The sequence below is a fragment of the Caballeronia sp. LZ033 genome, assembly GCF_031451265.1.
Classification (GTDB): domain Bacteria; phylum Pseudomonadota; class Gammaproteobacteria; order Burkholderiales; family Burkholderiaceae; genus Caballeronia.
The window spans coordinates 940,689-956,486 of record NZ_JARUXQ010000004.1; the positions used below are offsets into that span (position 1 = coordinate 940,689).

The window sequence follows — 15,798 nt, forward strand, 5'->3', positions numbered from 1 at the left end:
CCTTGCACGCTTTGCATGTCTCGAACGGATCATTGATACGACATCGTGAAAGTGGCCTTGCCGTTGACGCTGCCCGGCACCAGCGTGCTCGAAGTGCGGACATAGCGCGCCGTGAGCGGAATGCGCATCGCACCGCCCGCCGATGTCCCCGCAATCCATTGATTGACCGTCCCCGCCGCAGCCGAATCCGGACCGAAGGACACGGCCGTTGTTCCGTTCAGGATCTGCACGCCGACGCCCGCCGCCGAAGAATTCGCCGCAAGACTCAAGGTGGACGAACGATTCGCGGGATTCACGGCATCGGTGATCGTGATGCCGACCTTGACGCCCGCCGGGCAATTGAGATCGAGCGGGACGACCGTGTCGCCGGTTGTCGCCCCGGCGCTCGCGAGGTCTTTCGAAAACGCGCGCGGCAGTTGGAAAGTCAGCGTGGGCGTCGTGACGCTGCAGGTGTTGCCGGTTACGGCCGTGTTTCCGGTCAGCGTCTGTGTGGCGGTCACCGTGTTGAAACAGCTGCCGGAAAACGTAATCTGCATGGAGGGCAGGTTCAGCGTGGTCCCGCTCTTGATGGGCCCGGTCACGATGTAGTCCGCGCGGACGTCGTACTCCATCGAGCTGTTGGGAGGACTCGTGAATGATTGGGACACCGGCACCGCCACGAGTTGTCCCAAGAAATTACTGGTTACGTAGAAGCGTACGCCAATGCCCTGCACCCCTGACTGATAGATGTTCGTATAGCCTGGCACGAGTGTTCCGGTTACCGTGACATCTTTCTGGACCAGGCAGGTCACATCGTTGGTCGCGACACCTGCGTTGTTCATCTGCTGCCACAGCGTGGTTCCAACAGGGATGTCCCGACCAACCGAGAGGCTCGCGGGGACATTCAGTACCTGTATCCCATGGCTGGGATAAGTAAGCGTCCCGGCTTCCGCGTGCAACATCGGCAACATGATCGCCAGCAAGCCAGCCAAACAGTTCGACCGAACGCGGGCCATTCCCACATCCTTCATTTGCTCACCTGATCCGTTCCCGTGCTCACCGCCACAGGCGCATCCACGCAATGCGTCTCCACCGACGCATACAGCGCGTTCTTCTGCGTCGTCCGCGCCGGCAGCGCATAGCTCACGATGCATTGCTCGGACGCCTGCTCGCCCCACCTCACCACAAGGCTCCCCTGATCCTCGACACCCCGCGCGAAAATGCGGCTGTCCTGCGCCACGACGCCCACCACCTGCCCCTTGCCGTCCGATACTTCCGCGCCGAACGGCAGCGACTCGCCGTCGATGCGCGGCGCGCGGATCAGCACCGCGCGGCCCGTCATCGTGCGGTACTTGAGCATCACGATGGAGCCGAGATGCGGCGCAGCCTGATCCGAAGTCGATTTGAATTCCACATCCGGCGACGTGCCCTTCGGATCGATGTCGATGGTGTTCATGTCGTACGGCGTCAGGAACGGCACGATCGCATAGCCGCGTCCGTCGATCTTCGTGCCCGACGTGCCCGCCACCGTCGCGCCTTCTGCGCCGTGCGCCTCGACGATCCCGAAGGTCTCGCCGACCGTCTGCGACAAGGTCACGCCGCCCGGATGCGCGACGATCGAGCCGCTCACGCCCGCCGACAACTGCGACGTGTGCGCGCTGCCGCTGGCGGAGGCCGTGATCTGCGCATACGGCGCGCGATAGACGCCGCTCGCGCCGCCGTTGCCGCTGATGCTCGAGCCATTCGCGCGTGTCTGCGCGGCGTAGAGGTTGTAGGACATCTCGTTGCCCTCGCCCGCCGAGCCGCTCACGCTTTCCTGGAGACTCGTGACGTCGTCGCCGGTGTTCAGGTTGACGCTCATTAGCGGCGCATGTGGCGAGCGTCCGAGCGGCAACGTCACGCTCACCATGATTTCATCCGAAGCCTCGCCGTCCGCCGAAATCGTGCGGCCCGCCGTCACGCTGTAGCTGCCGTAGCGAAAGCTGTTCGAGTAGCCGAGCTGATAGAAGGTGTCGTGTCCCGAACGATTCCAGTAGTTCTGCGAGGTCAGCGTGCCGAAGACCGTGCCGTAGTTCTTCAGAGGCTGATTGACCGTCAATTGCAGACGCCCGCGCTGACGGTCGCTCACGGCGCCGCCGTTCATCGCGTAGTCGCGTGCGCGGGCTGCGTCGGCGAACCCCAGATAGCCCGAACTCGAATAGCGGTACGCACCGAGCGTGAAGTTGGTGTTCGAGTAGTCGATCAGCTTGCTGTAGGCAATGTGCATGCTCTGCCCGCTCATCGTCCCGGAGCCGGGAATGTCCGTGCGCGCGGCGGTCACGTCGGCGGCGAACGCGCCCAACGTCGTGTTCAACGCGACGCCGAGGTTCGCCGCCATATAGCCGCTCGCCGCAATCGCGCCGCCATACGCCGTGACGAGATTCGTCAGGCCGCGCTGCAGCGTGAACTGCGTGAAGGTGGGCCGCGAATGCAGCGAGTCGTCGCGCAACTGGCCCGCGGTGAACGCGAAGCGCGTGGTGCCTGGACGCAGCGACTGCGCCACCGCCGCGTAAGGCACGCTGAACGACCTGGTGCGTCCGTCGGCTTCCGTGACGGTCACATCCAGATTGCCGCCGTAACCCGTCGGGTACAGGTCGCGCACTTCGAACGGTCCGGGCGGCACGCTCGTCTCGTAGATCACCTGGCCGTTCTGGCGCACCGTCACGCGCGCGTTCGATGCAGCCATGCCGCGCACCACCGGCGCATAGCCGCGCAGCGACTCCGGCAGCATGCGGTCGTCGGTCGCGATCTGCGCGCCGCGAAACGCGACGCTGTCGAACACGTCGCCCGTCGTCTGGCTCTCGCCCAGCGTCACCTGGGCCTGGAGACGCGGCACGTCGTGCTGGGCGTAGGTGGCGATGTCGTCGAACTGGGTCGGCTGACCGGTCGATGAGGTCAGCGACGATTGATGCCGCAGATGCCAGCCGCCGAGATTCACGCCCGCATTCAGGCCCAGATAGCTCTGGGTGGAATGCGCGCCGTCGTTCGAGGTCTGATAGACGTTCGCGCCATAGCTCACGAAGGCCGCGTTCACGCCCTTGTCCCATAGCTCGGGCGGCACGTAGCCGCGCGCCTGGTTGCGCATGTATTTCTGCGGCACCGAGAGCGTGAGCTTCTGCTCGCCGAAGTCGAAATCGACGGCGGCCTCGGGCACGAGCGCGCGCAGGTCGATACACGCGTCGGCCTGCGTCTCGCGTGCGCCGGCCAGCTTCGTGAAGTCGACGCCGGCCCGCTCCAGCATGCCGCGCGTCAGGCATGGCACGGCGCTCGCGTCCTTGCCCTGCTCGAGGAAGCGCACCGTATCGCGCAGGACGCGGTTGCCGTTCATCCAGACCTCCACCGGATACGCGCCCGGCGACACATAGTTGCTGCGGGCAAGACGCGCGATATCGACACGCTGGGGATCGACGCGCAGATAAGTCGTGTCGAACTCGACGCCCGGCTCCGGCGCCGCCGCCGGACTCGTTGCCGCGGCCGCGAATGACGACAGCGCGAGCGCCGTCGCCGGCGTCAGCGTGAACACGCCGCACCGGGCGTGCAAACGAAGCTTCCGGCGCAAGGTGCCTCGCTTCACACTGCATGTCTCCTGCATCGAATTTCAAATCCATGGTTGTCGGCTCGAAGTCCGACGCGCACGCGAGCGCCCGCCGCGCGCCCGCGGCGCAGCGCGTCGAACTCGTGTGTCGGGATTCGATCCGGTTGACGGACGGGGATGCGCTCAGCCGGAGCGCGGAGGATGACTAATCGGCTGCGTCGGCATCGCCCTCGATGGGACTGCCGAGATCGCTGATCGCCATGTAATGGACCTTGCCGGCATGCACCCCGCTCATCTTCGGCACCGCGATGATTTCGGTGCCCCGCGGCGCGACCATGCCGCCCATCTCGTTCTTGTAGTGCTTGCCTTGCGCCTCCACCCCGATCTCGCTGAACGACACGTAGTAGGCGGTCGGGTTCGAGACGGCGAGCGCGTCGCCGCCGCCCTGCGGCGCGGGCACGATCTTCCAGGTCAGCGCGCGCGGCGCATCCTCGGGCACGCCCGGCAGCTTCACCGGCCGCACGAACACCTTGATGCGCGTCCGGTAGGCAAGTTGCAGCGTGTTCTGATCGGCCTTGGGCTGCACTTTCGGCGGAACGTCGAGCACGTTCAGCCAGTACACCGATTCGTGGTCCTGCGGCAGCGCGTCGCCGCCGTACATCACCCGCAGCGTCTGCGACTTGCCCGCGTCCATGCGGAAGATCGGCGGAGTAATCACGAAGGGCGTCTTGACGTCGTCGGGCGCGGCATCGGCCCGGCCGTCGTCGATCCACACCTGGACCAGCGAAGGGCTGCGGCTGTCGTTGTTCAGCTTGACCGTGACTTCACGCTGATCCAGCGGATAGACGACCCGCGTGCCGCCGATCGTCACGCTCGCGCCCGCCGTGCCCGCTACGCTCGCGAAGCAGATGCCGAGGCATGCGGCCGCTGCGATCAGCCGCCTGTTGCTGTTCATGTCGAGTGCCTGTTTCAATGACCACGCTATGACTCACCCATGCCGGGCGCGCCCACGCGCGCGCCCGGAACCTGCTTGCCGCGACGCGGTTACTGATAGGTCATCGTGTACTGCGCCGAGGTCGTCACGTTGCCCACCGCGGCCTTGCCGGTCGCGTAGTACTGCGCGAAGTAGTTCAGCGTGGCCGCGCCGCTGGCGATCGTCGCGCCGTTGGTGGCCAGGTCGTTGTTCGCGTTCGTCAGGATGTTGATCGGCTGCATGTTCACGTTCAGCAGGCGGACCTGGACATTGGTCGCCGGCGTCGTCACGGCCTTGTTCACCAGATTGCCGCTTGCCTGGTCCACCGTCGGGCCGTTCTCGAAGCGCGCGACTGCCTTGGTCGCAGCGCCCGTGCAGCCGCTCAGCGTCAGCTTGATGTCGCCGAGATTGGACGTGCCGGCCGTCGTGCCCGCCGACGCCAGCGAGCCCGCCGTCACGGTCGGCAAGAGCACGCTGATGTCGGCCTGCGTGCCGCTGGCCTTGCCATTGATCGAGCAAGTGGTGTCGGTGATGACGCCGTTGATGGTGATGGTGCCGTCGGCGGCCTGTGCGATCGTCGACGAAAGAGCGATGAACGCTCCGGACAGGATCGCTGCTGCGACCGAAAAGCGCTTCTGCATGGTGTGCTCCACAACTGGGACGGGTGAGTTCCTGTGCGATCGGGACGCGCGGCCCGCGTGCCGTATCGCTGCTTCTGACGCCAGATGTTTGCCGAGCACCTTTGTTAAGGGTCGACAGGTTGCATGACATCCGACATCCAGCGAATCGTAGAGACAGCGCACTAGGAATGATCTAGTCGAAGTCTGAAAAATGACGAAAACATCATGAGACATCGAACCGCATCGCATCTGTATCCGAACCGTCTAGTTAATTTTTTGAGTCCGTGACGGTGACGCAACAAGACAGCACACGACATGACTGCGTTCTTGCAGCAACCTGACGATGACTGGAAAATGATGCAAGGCTCGAAAGGCCGTTCATCTTCAGAATCCCGTTCCACGATCCGCGGTTCCGCGGCAACCGGTCAAACCAACCACGGACATTCGATGGCAAGCTTGGAGAGCAAGGCGCGTTACCGCATTGATACCGATAACACCGGCGCCGGCATCGCCATCATGATCCTGACCACGGCGACCTTCGCCGCCAGCGACTCGACAGTGAAGCTGATCGGCACGGCGGTTCCGCTGCTTGCGCTCCTGTGGGTCCGGTACTTGTTCCAGATGGTCGTGCTGGGCGTCTGGCAGGTGCGGCGTGGCGCGTTCGGCCTGTTTCGAACGGGCAGCGTGAAGCTGCAGATCGTGCGCGCCGTGCTGCTGCTGACCAATTCGGCGTGTACCTTCGCGGCCCTGCGGCATCTGCCGCTGCCGGTGACCACGTCGCTCGCCATGCTGGCGCCGCTGATCTCCACGCTGCTCGCCGCGCTCGTGCTGAAGGATCATGTCCCGCGCAGCAAATGGGCGATGGTCGTGCTCGGCTTCATCGGCATGCTGCTGGTGGTGCGTCCGGGCGGCAGCCAGTTCAACTGGAATATCGCCTATCCGATCGGCTCGGCGACGACCTTCGCGTGCTTCCAAGTGATTTCCAGCCACCTCTCCCGGGTCGATGACGCGATCACCACCAACTTCCTCACGGCGTTCGTCGCGACGCTGGTGTTGTGCGTGCTCGTCTGGATGGATCAGGCGGAGACGCTGCCGGCGATTGCACGCGTGCGGCCCGGAAGCTGGATGCTGGTGGCCTTGATGGCGACCTTCGCGACGGTCGGCCAGTTGCTGATGCTGCAGGCGTTACGGCGCGCGCCGCTGGCCGTGCTCACACCGTTTTCCTATGGCCAGCTGGCGCTCGCGGCGTTCTTCAGTTGGCTGCTGTTCGGCCAGGTGCCGGATGGCTGGATGGCGTTCGGGATGTGCGTGATCGCGGCGAGCGGCATCGGCACCGTGCTGCTGCACGGGCGCGGGCAGGCGGCGCCTGCGATGACGCCGGAAGCCTGATGACGCGGAAAATGCGGCGGGAAAGCGCGCTCAGTTGACTGCCTGAGACTGCGCATGCACCGGAGCCTGGCGGCTCTGGCCGGTGCACAGCCAGTGCACGTCGAGGTCGAGCGCGCGGGCGATGCGATTGAACGCCGCCAGCGGCGGCACCGTGATGCCGCGACGCCAGTACTGCACGTCGTGCTCGCTCACGTCGAGCCAGTTGGCGGCTTTTGCGGAACTGATGTTTGCCTTGTGCATGGCCCGGTCCAGACGCGCGGCCATGGCGCGCCGCAGGGTGTTGTCTTCTTCGCTGCGTTCAAGGTGGCCCAGGGTTTGAGAATGTTGCCCCATCTTCTTCAAGTCTCTCGATTTATATATATGCCGTTCAGCGCCGGCTGATTTGCGCGAGGGTGAATCCTATACAGGCGAAGTGACGGGCTGGTGACACGATTTACGTCGAAATTCTTACCCGGCATTACGCCTTTCCCTCGTTTGCTGCGGTGCGTGATTTTTTCAATTCCGACATCAATGCGTCAACTAGGGAAACATCGCATTCGGTAATAATTGGCTTAGGTGTTTACCAGCATCTCGCCCAAAGTCCTGCGGGACAAGGGTTTGACCGAACGAGCGTGCGTTCCGGACCATCCTGAATAAATTATCAGCAGTTGAAATATTGTTCAGAATTTAACCATTGATCAGTTGCACACGTCTGATGACGTGATGTGTGATCAAACCGTATATATCGTCCGAGCGCATTTGCTTATTTCCCTTCGATCATTTTGACGAATATCGGACTAGTTTAATGTCTGGTCGGAAACACGTAATTGACACGCGAAGCAGTTTCATTAAAATGAGTCGCTCGCTGCACCGCACCAATCATCGCGCGCCCCGCGCCATCACGCATCAAACCACCTGGAGTCGAGAATGAGCAGTCTTGCGCCGGAAAAGGTAGTCGAGTCGCAGAAGGCGGGAGTAGACGCCACGTTTGGCCTCGCCACGCGGGCTGTCGGTGGCTTTGAACAACTGGTCGATCTGAACACGCGCACCATCAGGACCGCGCTCGACGAACAGCAGGCGTTCGTCGTCCGTGCGTTCTCGGCGCGCGGTCCGCAGGAATTCCTCACGCTGCATAACCAGAATTTGCAGGACGCCGCCCAGCGCACGCAGGCTTACTGGACGCAAGTCTACGAAATCGCCGCGGGCGTCCGTGGCGACTACATCGAAGCCGTGCAGGATCAGCTCGGCAAATCGCAGCGCAACGTCCAGGCGTTTGTCGAGAGCCTCGCGAGCCACGCGCCCGCCGGCAGCGAAGCCGTGGTGAATGCGTGGCGCTCCGCCATCGACGCTGCGACGGAATCCGCCAACTCCGCGTACGAAGCCGCCCGGAAGGCCGCCAAGCGGGTCGTGGACGCCGCGCAGAGCGACGCGGAAGTGGCCGGCGGCGCCGTCGTGCGTGCCGTGCCCAAGGCGGCTACCGCGAAGAAGTAAGCTTCTTTCAGCGGCAATCAAGAGAACAAACAAAGGCGGGCATGACCCGCCTTTGTTGCGTCTGAGAGGCAGGCCTGGGGATTCAGCCGCCCAGCGTCTTCAACACCAGTTCATGCGAACGCCCGATCCACACCGCTGCATCGCGATGATCCGCCAGCGCGTTGCCGGTGTTGGGATGCATGAAGACATCGAGCGCGCCGTGGTTGAGGGTCAGCCATTCGAGCATCGGCGCGAGCAGTTCGCTGCCGAAGGCGAGCTGGAACGACCACACCGGATGCGGTCCGACCGGTCGCTCATGAAAACGGCCCAGACGCAACGCGCCGCCTTCCAGCAGATCGGAGAAATGCGCTTCGATGACCAGCCGCAGTTGCCAGGCGGCATCGCGCGTATGTGCATCGAAATAGACGTGGGCGTGCCAGTCGGTGATGCTGCGGGTGTGCTTCGCGTCCATCGTTTGATTCCTGCGCGGCGTAGTGCGGAACGCCGATTCTATCCTCCGGACCGCGCCTGCCTCGCGGACCGGCGGCCCTAGTACCGGCCGCTGCTGCTGCCTGAAGACGAACCCTGCGGCATGCCGCTGCCATCGCTTTGACAACCCGCGAGCAGACCGGCGAGCAAGGCGACGACGATCGCGGCGATTCTGGCGCACTTCATGACACACCTTCGGACGAGTTAAGAATGGGCGCGGCGCATGGGCCGCTCCCTGATCAAACGCTCGACTCCGCCGCGATATTCCCCGCACGCTCCGTGCGACAATTCGCGCCGCGCATCGGCCGATGCGCGTCCACTCCAGCACACCACGCGATGAAGCGCTACCAGGCCCTGGCCGACACGATGGCCGCCGAGATCCGCGCGGGCCGCTTGCCTGTCGGCGCGCGCCTGCCCTCGGTGCGGCATCTGACGACGCAATACGGGGTCGGGCAATCGACGGTCTTCCGCGCCTATTACCTGCTCGAGGAATGGGGGCTCATCCGCGCTCGCGAGCGCTCGGGCTACTACGTCACGCCGGGCGCGACGCTCGACGCGCCGCGCGCCGGCGCCGCGCAGACGGCGCTTGCCGAACCCGCGCCGATCGACGTCAGCAGCCTCGTGTTCTCCGTGCTCGATGCGCTCAAGCGTCCCGATGTCGCGCCGCTCGGTTCGGCGTTCCCCGCACCGCAACTGTTCCCGCTGGCGCGGCTCGCGAAGTCGCTCGGACAGGCGGCGCGCGGGCTCGATCCGTGGAGCACGGTCGCTGACATGCCGCCGGGCAATGAAACGCTGCGGCAGCAGATCGCCTTGCGTTACGTCGGCATGGGGATCGCGCAGCCGGTGGACACGCTCATCGTGACGAACGGCGCGCTGGAGGCGCTCACGCTCTCCCTGATGGCCGTGACGAAACCGGGCGACGTCGTCGCGATCGAATCGCCCTGCTTCTACGCCGCGCTTCAGGCGATCGAGCATCTGGGACTGCAGGCGGTCGAGATTCCCGTCGATCCCGAAGAAGGACTGGATCTCGCCGTGCTCACCGAAGTGCTCGACCGGCATCCGGTGCGCGCATGCTGGTTCATGACGAATTTCCAGAATCCGACCGGCGTGACGCTGTCGATTGCGAAGAAGCGCGCGCTGGTTGAACTGCTCACGCGGCACGACGTGCCGATGATCGAAGACGACGTCTACGGCGAGCTGCATTTTGCGCAGGACCGGCCTCCGCCCGCGAAAGCGTTTGACACCCAGGGGCTCGTGATGCACTGCGCGTCGTTCTCGAAGACGCTCGCGCCGGGCTACCGGCTCGGCTGGGTCGCGGCGGGCCGCTACGCGCAGGCGGTGCGCCGTCTCAAGCTGATGACGACGCTGTCGACCAGCATTCCGGTTCAGGCGGGCATCGCCGATTATTTGCAGCATGGCGGCTTCGACCGGCATCTGCGCAAGCTGCGCGGCGCCCTGCTCGCCCAACGCGGCGAGATGGAAGCGGCGATTGCGCGCTGGCTGCCGCCGGAGGTGTCGTTCGTGCGGCCGGAGGGCGGCTATTTTCTGTGGCTCAGGCTGGCGGCGGACGTCGATGCGATGCAGTTGCACAGGCGTGGGCTGGAGCATGGCGTCAACGTGACGCCGGGGCCGATCTTCTCCGCGCGTCATGCGCATGGCAATTACGTGCGGATCAACTTCGGGCATCCGTGGTCGGGACAGATTGAAGGGGCGGTGAAGGCGTTGGGGGAGTGGGTGCGGGGGGCGTCCTGAATGTCACTTCGCCGCATTTTCCCCATGCTAGACTGCTGTACATGCATACAGTACCCGAGCCCGCCTACACCGTTGCCGTTCGCGCGCTGTGCGAATTCACGGCGAAGCAAGGCGATCTCGACCTGCGCTTCACACCCGCGCCGAGCGCTCAGGAAGGCATCGCCGGTCATCTGACCGTGACTGCAAGGCGCCCCGCGGGTTACCAGAAGGAAATCTCCCTCGCGGAAACACACGGCCCGCTCAGCGTGCGCGGCCGCGCCGACGGCTACGATCCCGCGCTGAACCGGCTCGAAGAGATCAAGACGCATCGCGGCAAGCTCGACGCGATGCCGGCCAATCATCGTCACCTGCATTGGGCGCAGGCGCGCGTCTACGGACATCTGATGTGCCGCAAGCTCGGGCTTGCCGAAATCGACATCGCGCTCGTGTACTTCAACATCGTCGATCAAACCGAAACCGTGCTGGTCGAGACTCAGACCGCGCACGCGCTCGCCACGCATTTCGACACGCAATGCGAACGTTTCATCGCCTGGGCGCGGCAGGAACTGGCGCACGGCGCGGCCCGCAATCAAGCGCTGGATTCGCTCACATTTCCCCATGCCGGTTTTCGGCCCGGCCAGCGCACGCTCGCGGAGGCGGTGTATCGGGCGGCCGTGTCGGGAAAGCGGCTCGTCGTGCAGGCGCCGACGGGCATCGGCAAGACGGTCGGCACGTTGTTTCCGCTGTTGAAGGCCTGGCACGGGCAGCACCTCGACAAGATCTTCTTTCTCACCGCCAAGAGCGCCGGCCGGCAACTCGCGCTCGACGCGCTGACGACGCTGGCCGCGCGTCCGTTGCGCGTCATCGAATTCGTCGCGCGCGACAAGGTCTGCGAGTATCCGGGCCGCGCCTGTCACGGCGATGCGTGTCCGCTCGCGCGCGGCTTCTACGATCGCCTGCCCGGCGCGCGCGCCGCCGCGCTCGAGCGTCCTCTGCTCGACCGCGCGTCGATCGCCGAAGTGGCGCGCGCGCACGACGTCTGTCCGTACTATCTGAGTCAGGAACTGGCGCGCTGGGCCGATGTGATCGTCGGCGACTACAACTATTACTTCGACACCAGCGCGATGCTGTTCGCGCTCGCGGAGGCGAACCGCTGGCGCGTCGCGGTGCTCGTCGACGAGGCGCACAACCTCGTCGAACGCGCGCGCGGCATGTATTCGGCGGCACTCGACCAGCGCGCCTTCGACGCCATGCGCCGCGGCGCGCCTGCGTGGCTGAAGAAGCCGCTCGGCCGCGTCGCGCGCTGCTGGAACGAGACGGCGCGCGAGCAGCGCGCAGCCGACACCGACTACGTTGCCTACGCGCAAGCGCCCGCCAGTTTCCTCGGCGCGCTGGCTCAGGCGGTCTCGCACATGACCGAGGTGCTCGCCGAACAGCCCGACAGCTTCACGCCCGAGATCCTCCGCTTCTATTTCGATGCCATTCACTTCGCGCGCATCGCCGAACGCTTCGGCGCGCATTCGATCTTCGACATCGCGCTCGAGCGCTCGCACGGCGGCAAGCGTCCGGCTGTACTGTGCCTGCGCAACGTGGTGCCCGGGCCGCATCTGGCGCCGCGTTTCGCGCGCGCTCACAGCGTCGCGCTGTTCTCCGCGACCCTCACACCCGCGCACTTCTACGCCGATACGCTCGGCCTGCCCGAGTCGTGCGTGCGCGTGGACGTCGAGTCGCCATTCGACGCCACGCAACTCGACGTGCGCGCGATCGCCGATGTCTCGACGCGTTATCGCGACCGCGCCCATTCCGTGGCGCGCATTGCCGATCTGATCGCCGCCCAGTTCTTCCAGGCCGAGGGCAATTACCTGAGCTTCTTCAGCAGCTTCGAGTATCTGACGCAGGTGGCGGCCGCGCTGATCGAACGGCATCCGTCGATTCCCTGCTGGCAGCAATCCCGCGCGATGAGCGAGGCGGAGCAGCACGCGTTTCTCGAGCGCTTCGTGCCGGACGGACGCGGCGTCGGCTTTGCGGTGCTGGGCGGGGCGTTCGGCGAGGCCGTGGATCTGCCGGGCACGCGGCTGGTCGGCGCGTTCGTCGCGACGCTCGGCCTGCCGCAGCTGAATCCGGTCAACGAGCAGATGCGCGCGCGCATGCACGAAGCCTTTGGCGAAGGCTATGCCTATGCGTACCTGTTTCCGGGCTTGCAGAAAGTGGTGCAGGCGGCCGGGCGCGTGATACGCGGGCCGCTCGATCGCGGCGTGCTGTACCTGATCGACGATCGCTTCGCACGCGCCGAGGTGCGGCGTCTGCTGCCGGCGTGGTGGCAGGTGAAGGTGCTGCGACATCGTGACCTGGCGCAGATCGGCAGCGACCATTTAGACCGGCGCGATGCCGCCGTTAACCGATGCAATCGCGGGCATTCGCTTTGCTTCTCTTCGGCACCTCGGGAACACACGTGATCCCTGCCAGGCCGTAGAGCCCTCATCTGGAGAACCCCCACATGTCCACCGTTCACTCCCCGCGACATCCGGACGCGCTCGACATGCTCGAAGCCGATCACCGTGCGCTCGAACAGCTGTTCGATGCCTTCGACCGCGCCGGCGCCGCCGCGCCGGAACACAAGCAATCGCTGGTGCAGCGCGCGTGCGAACTGCTGACGATCCATGCGATCGTCGAAGAAGAACTACTCTATCCGATGGCTCAGGACGCGCTCGCCGCACAGGGGAACATCGACGTCGACGAAGCTTATGTCGAGCATTTCCTGATGACTTCGCTGATCGATCGCCTGGCGTCGCTCACGGCCGGCGAAGACGGCTTCGACGCCACCTTCAGGATGCTGAAGGAACATGCGGGGCGTCATGTCGCGGAAGAAGAAACGACGCTCTTTCCCGAACTTCGCCGCGCGCAACTCGATCTCGTCACGCTCGGCGCCCGGATGGACGCGCGGCGAAACGCGCTGCGAGGGCGTATCGACGAGACAGCCATGACGGCGCTGCCGCACTAGACCATTCGCGTTCTTGAATTGCGGCGCAAGACCCGGAGTGCGTGACGCGCGCGTGGCGAGCAGAATCACGCTTTTTCGGAGATCCAGCATGAACTTGTCTGTGTCAGCGCCGCCGGCGGTCAGCGAGCGCATCGACGCGCTCGACTGGGCCAGCCTCGAAGCACAACTCGATGCATTCGGTTCAGCGACCGCGCCAGGCCTGCTCTCGCGCGGGGAGTGCGAGGCGCTGGCCGCGCTTTACGATCGCGAAAGCGGCTTCCGCAGCCGCGTCGTGATGGAGCGGCACGGTTTCGGGCGCGGCGAATACAAGTACTTCGCGCATCCGCTGCCTGATGTGATCGGCGAGATGCGCCGCGCCGTCTATCCGCATCTCGTGCCGGTGGCGAACCGGTGGAACGAGATCATGGGGATCGACACGCGCTATCCCCGCGAACACGATGCGTTCATCGACCGCTGTCATCGCGCAGGGCAGACGCGCCCCACGCCGCTGCTGCTGCGCTACGTGGCGGGCGACTTCAACTGCCTGCATCAGGACCTGTACGGCGAGCACGTCTTTCCGATCCAGATGGCCATCTTGCTGTCAGCGCCGCAACGCGATTTCACCGGCGGCGAGTTCGTGATGACGGAACAGCGGCCGCGCATGCAATCGCGCGCGGAAGTGGTGCCGCTCAGTCAGGGCGATGCGGTGCTGTTTGCCGTGCATCATCGGCCGGTGCAGGGGACGCGCGGGCCGTATCGGGTGAACCTCCGGCACGGCGTGAGCCGCCTGCGCTCGGGTCGGCGGCATATGCTCGGGGTGATTTTTCACGACGCGAGTTGAGGGGGCGCCCAGTCGAGCTTACTCACGCTACTCGTTCTCCTCGAAGTAGTGCCCAAACCGCGCCTGCTTCGTCTTGATATAGCGCTCGTTTTCCTCACGCATCGGAATTGCCAGCGCGACGCGTTCGCATACCGGGATGTCATGCTTGAGCAGCGTGTCGAACTTCGACGGGTTGTTGCTCATCAGGCGCACGGACTTCACCTTCATCGCCCGCAGGATGGCCGCGGCGGAGTCGTACTCACGCGCGTCGTCCGGAAGGCCGAGGTGCAGGTTCGCATCGACGGTATCGAGTCCCTGCTCCTGCAGCGCATACGCGCGGATCTTGTTGGCCAGCCCGATGCCACGGCCCTCATGCCCACGCAGATACAGCAGGATGCCGCGGCTTTCGGCGGCGATGTAGCGCAGCGCGAGATCCAGCTGCTCGCCGCAATCGCACCGATACGAGCCGAACACATCGCCGGTCACGCATTCGGAATGCAGCCGCGTCAGCACCGAATCGCCGTTGCTCACGTCGCCCATGACGAAGGCGATGTGCTCGACGTTCGTATGCTTCACGCGATACACATACGAACCGAAGGTGCCGTAGCGGGTGGGAATGGTGGCGGTGGCGACGAGTTCGACATCGGCGCATGCGTCGCACTCGCCAAAACGGGGCTGGGGATCCTGCACATCCTGCGAGGGAGAAGCGGTTTTCATAGTCAATCAGCAAGTCCACGACGCCCGGTCAGGCCAGACAGCACGCGCCAGCCGGGGTTGCCATGATAAAGCCCATCAGGAAAGTCTGCCCGATTGTCTCATGAGGTGCGCCGTCTCCCGCATTAACCCGTACGAACGTTCCAACGCACGAAACACCCTCACCCCCGCGCGGCCTCAGGCGGGCGCGTCGAACGTGCCCGGACTCGCGTCGGTGGCGCGCCATTCGGGCTTGCGCACCGGATCCGCCTGCTGGAGCCCGGCCCGCAAGCCGGCGGCGTCGAGATCGGCGGTATAGACGGGCGTAGCCGGCTGCTGGCGCCAGGAATCGTCGATCGTTCCGGCATCCACCGCATCGAAGCCCATCTCCTCCACCAGCCGCATGACGAGCGCCTTCGCCTGAGGGTCGTCGCCCGCGACCGGCAGCGCGATACGCCCCGCTTCGCCCGCCGGCTTGCCGCGATTGCGCAGATGGTCCGCATAAATGTTGTTGAACGCCTTCACCACCGGCCGGCCAATCTGCTGCTCGACCCAGCGGCTCTCCGGCAGCCCCTGTTCGATTCCGTCGATACGCCCGTCACGCTGCCGCGGATAGTAATTGCCCGTATCGATGACCACGACACCCGCCGCCACGCCCGCGAACAGGTCCTTCGGAAGATTCGGCACCTCGGCCTCGGGAATGGTCACGACGATGACTTCCGCGCCCGCTACCGTGTCACGCGCCTCGGCCGCCGTCGCGCCGGTCTCGCGCGCCACGTCGGCCAGCGTCGCCGGGCCGCGCGAATTGGCGATACGCACGTCGTGCTCCTTCTCGCTCCAGCGCAGGGCCAGCACCGCCCCGATATTCCCCGCTCCGATGATGCCGATTTTCATGACGCCTCCTTGAATATTGACAATGTAAAAAGCTGCTAAAAAGGAACCGCGACCGATGCGTGCAATCAGAATGCCGTATGCGGGAAAACATCCAATATCGGCCCGATAGACTCGCCCTATCCCGACAATAAAATCAATCCACTTCGCAGCAACGATAGCTTTACTGTATAGTTCACTTACTTCTTCAACACCACTCCAAAAGGAAAC

The 15,798-nt window shown here is 64.7% G+C and carries 14 protein-coding genes; 6 read left to right on the plus strand and 8 right to left on the minus strand.

The features are described from left to right. Positions 1-29: 29 nt before the first annotated feature. The 4 genes from QCE62_RS31580 to QCE62_RS31595 form a co-directional block, all read right to left on the minus strand. Positions 30-1,010 carry a fimbrial protein gene (locus QCE62_RS31580; RefSeq protein ID WP_309926666.1) on the minus strand — a complete coding sequence of 327 codons (981 nt, stop codon included), beginning with the start codon at positions 1,008-1,010 and terminating at the stop codon, positions 30-32. Next, positions 1,007-3,592, minus strand: coding sequence for a fimbria/pilus outer membrane usher protein (locus tag QCE62_RS31585; RefSeq protein ID WP_309926670.1), 2,586 nt, complete (start codon positions 3,590-3,592; stop codon positions 1,007-1,009). The genes QCE62_RS31580 and QCE62_RS31585 overlap by 4 nt, the downstream gene beginning before the upstream one ends. Before the next feature lie 166 nt (positions 3,593-3,758). Next, the gene (locus tag QCE62_RS31590; protein ID WP_309926672.1) at positions 3,759-4,508 is read right to left on the minus strand and encodes a fimbria/pilus periplasmic chaperone; all 750 of its coding nucleotides are present in this window, start codon (positions 4,506-4,508) and stop codon (positions 3,759-3,761) included. Between the two features lie 89 nt (positions 4,509-4,597). Next, on the minus strand, positions 4,598-5,167 hold the full coding sequence (locus tag QCE62_RS31595; protein WP_309926675.1) for a fimbrial protein: 570 nt from the start codon (positions 5,165-5,167) through the stop codon (positions 4,598-4,600). A 426-nt stretch (positions 5,168-5,593) separates the two neighbouring features. Here QCE62_RS31595 and QCE62_RS31600 point away from each other — a divergent pair, with 426 nt between their 5' ends. Beyond that, positions 5,594-6,535 carry a DMT family transporter gene (locus tag QCE62_RS31600; RefSeq protein WP_309926679.1) on the plus strand — a complete coding sequence of 314 codons (942 nt, stop codon included), beginning with the start codon at positions 5,594-5,596 and terminating at the stop codon, positions 6,533-6,535. A 30-nt stretch (positions 6,536-6,565) separates the two neighbouring features. On the opposite strand, the gene QCE62_RS31605 is transcribed toward QCE62_RS31600, so the two are convergent. Next, positions 6,566-6,868: a helix-turn-helix domain-containing protein gene (locus QCE62_RS31605; protein WP_309927536.1), complete on the minus strand. Its 303-nt coding sequence runs from the start codon at positions 6,866-6,868 to the stop codon at positions 6,566-6,568. A 573-nt stretch (positions 6,869-7,441) separates the two neighbouring features. Here QCE62_RS31605 and phaP point away from each other — a divergent pair. After that, the gene (phaP, locus tag QCE62_RS31610) at positions 7,442-8,005 is read left to right on the plus strand and encodes a TIGR01841 family phasin (RefSeq protein ID WP_309926681.1); all 564 of its coding nucleotides are present in this window, start codon (positions 7,442-7,444) and stop codon (positions 8,003-8,005) included. Between the two features lie 82 nt (positions 8,006-8,087). On the opposite strand, the gene QCE62_RS31615 is transcribed toward phaP, so the two are convergent. Then, on the minus strand, positions 8,088-8,456 hold the full coding sequence (locus tag QCE62_RS31615; RefSeq protein ID WP_309926683.1) for a DOPA 4,5-dioxygenase family protein: 369 nt from the start codon (positions 8,454-8,456) through the stop codon (positions 8,088-8,090). A gap of 353 nt (positions 8,457-8,809) precedes the next feature. Between QCE62_RS31615 and QCE62_RS31620 the strand changes: the two genes are divergently transcribed. The 4 genes from QCE62_RS31620 to QCE62_RS31635 all read left to right on the plus strand — a co-directional run bounded on the left by QCE62_RS31620 (position 8,810) and on the right by QCE62_RS31635 (position 14,025). Beyond that, positions 8,810-10,225 carry a PLP-dependent aminotransferase family protein gene (locus QCE62_RS31620; RefSeq protein WP_309926686.1) on the plus strand — a complete coding sequence of 472 codons (1,416 nt, stop codon included), beginning with the start codon at positions 8,810-8,812 and terminating at the stop codon, positions 10,223-10,225. Between the two features lie 41 nt (positions 10,226-10,266). Beyond that, positions 10,267-12,660, plus strand: a complete 2,394-nt coding sequence (locus QCE62_RS31625; protein ID WP_309926688.1) for an ATP-dependent DNA helicase — start codon at positions 10,267-10,269, stop codon at positions 12,658-12,660. Between the two features lie 41 nt (positions 12,661-12,701). Beyond that, on the plus strand, positions 12,702-13,205 hold the full coding sequence (locus QCE62_RS31630; RefSeq protein ID WP_309926690.1) for a hemerythrin domain-containing protein: 504 nt from the start codon (positions 12,702-12,704) through the stop codon (positions 13,203-13,205). 88 nt (positions 13,206-13,293) lie between these two features. Then, complete coding sequence (locus QCE62_RS31635) at positions 13,294-14,025, plus strand: 2OG-Fe(II) oxygenase (RefSeq protein ID WP_309926692.1); 732 nt, start codon at positions 13,294-13,296, stop codon at positions 14,023-14,025. Positions 14,026-14,052: 27 nt separating this feature from the next. Here QCE62_RS31635 and ribA read toward each other — a convergent pair whose 3' ends face one another. Together ribA and QCE62_RS31645 are read right to left on the minus strand one after the other, a co-directional pair. Further along, positions 14,053-14,721 carry a GTP cyclohydrolase II gene (ribA, locus tag QCE62_RS31640; protein WP_309911040.1) on the minus strand — a complete coding sequence of 223 codons (669 nt, stop codon included), beginning with the start codon at positions 14,719-14,721 and terminating at the stop codon, positions 14,053-14,055. Between the two features lie 174 nt (positions 14,722-14,895). Beyond that, complete coding sequence (locus tag QCE62_RS31645; protein WP_409017961.1) at positions 14,896-15,747, minus strand: NADPH-dependent F420 reductase; 852 nt, start codon at positions 15,745-15,747, stop codon at positions 14,896-14,898. Positions 15,748-15,798 lie beyond the last annotated feature (51 nt).

Coding starts and splice junctions, on each gene's coding strand:
- QCE62_RS31580 (WP_309926666.1), bottom strand. CDS start 1,010: ATGAAGGATGTGGGAATGGCCCGCGTTCGGTCGAACTGTTTGGCTGGC.
- QCE62_RS31590 (WP_309926672.1), bottom strand. CDS start 4,508: ATGAACAGCAACAGGCGGCTGATCGCAGCGGCCGCATGCCTCGGCATC.
- QCE62_RS31595 (WP_309926675.1), bottom strand. CDS start 5,167: ATGCAGAAGCGCTTTTCGGTCGCAGCAGCGATCCTGTCCGGAGCGTTC.
- QCE62_RS31600 (WP_309926679.1), top strand. CDS start 5,594: ATGGCAAGCTTGGAGAGCAAGGCGCGTTACCGCATTGATACCGATAAC.
- QCE62_RS31605 (WP_309927536.1), bottom strand. CDS start 6,868: ATGGGGCAACATTCTCAAACCCTGGGCCACCTTGAACGCAGCGAAGAA.
- phaP (WP_309926681.1), top strand. CDS start 7,442: ATGAGCAGTCTTGCGCCGGAAAAGGTAGTCGAGTCGCAGAAGGCGGGA.
- QCE62_RS31615 (WP_309926683.1), bottom strand. CDS start 8,456: ATGGACGCGAAGCACACCCGCAGCATCACCGACTGGCACGCCCACGTC.
- QCE62_RS31620 (WP_309926686.1), top strand. CDS start 8,810: ATGAAGCGCTACCAGGCCCTGGCCGACACGATGGCCGCCGAGATCCGC.
- QCE62_RS31625 (WP_309926688.1), top strand. CDS start 10,267: ATGCATACAGTACCCGAGCCCGCCTACACCGTTGCCGTTCGCGCGCTG.
- QCE62_RS31630 (WP_309926690.1), top strand. CDS start 12,702: ATGTCCACCGTTCACTCCCCGCGACATCCGGACGCGCTCGACATGCTC.
- QCE62_RS31635 (WP_309926692.1), top strand. CDS start 13,294: ATGAACTTGTCTGTGTCAGCGCCGCCGGCGGTCAGCGAGCGCATCGAC.
- ribA (WP_309911040.1), bottom strand. CDS start 14,721: ATGAAAACCGCTTCTCCCTCGCAGGATGTGCAGGATCCCCAGCCCCGT.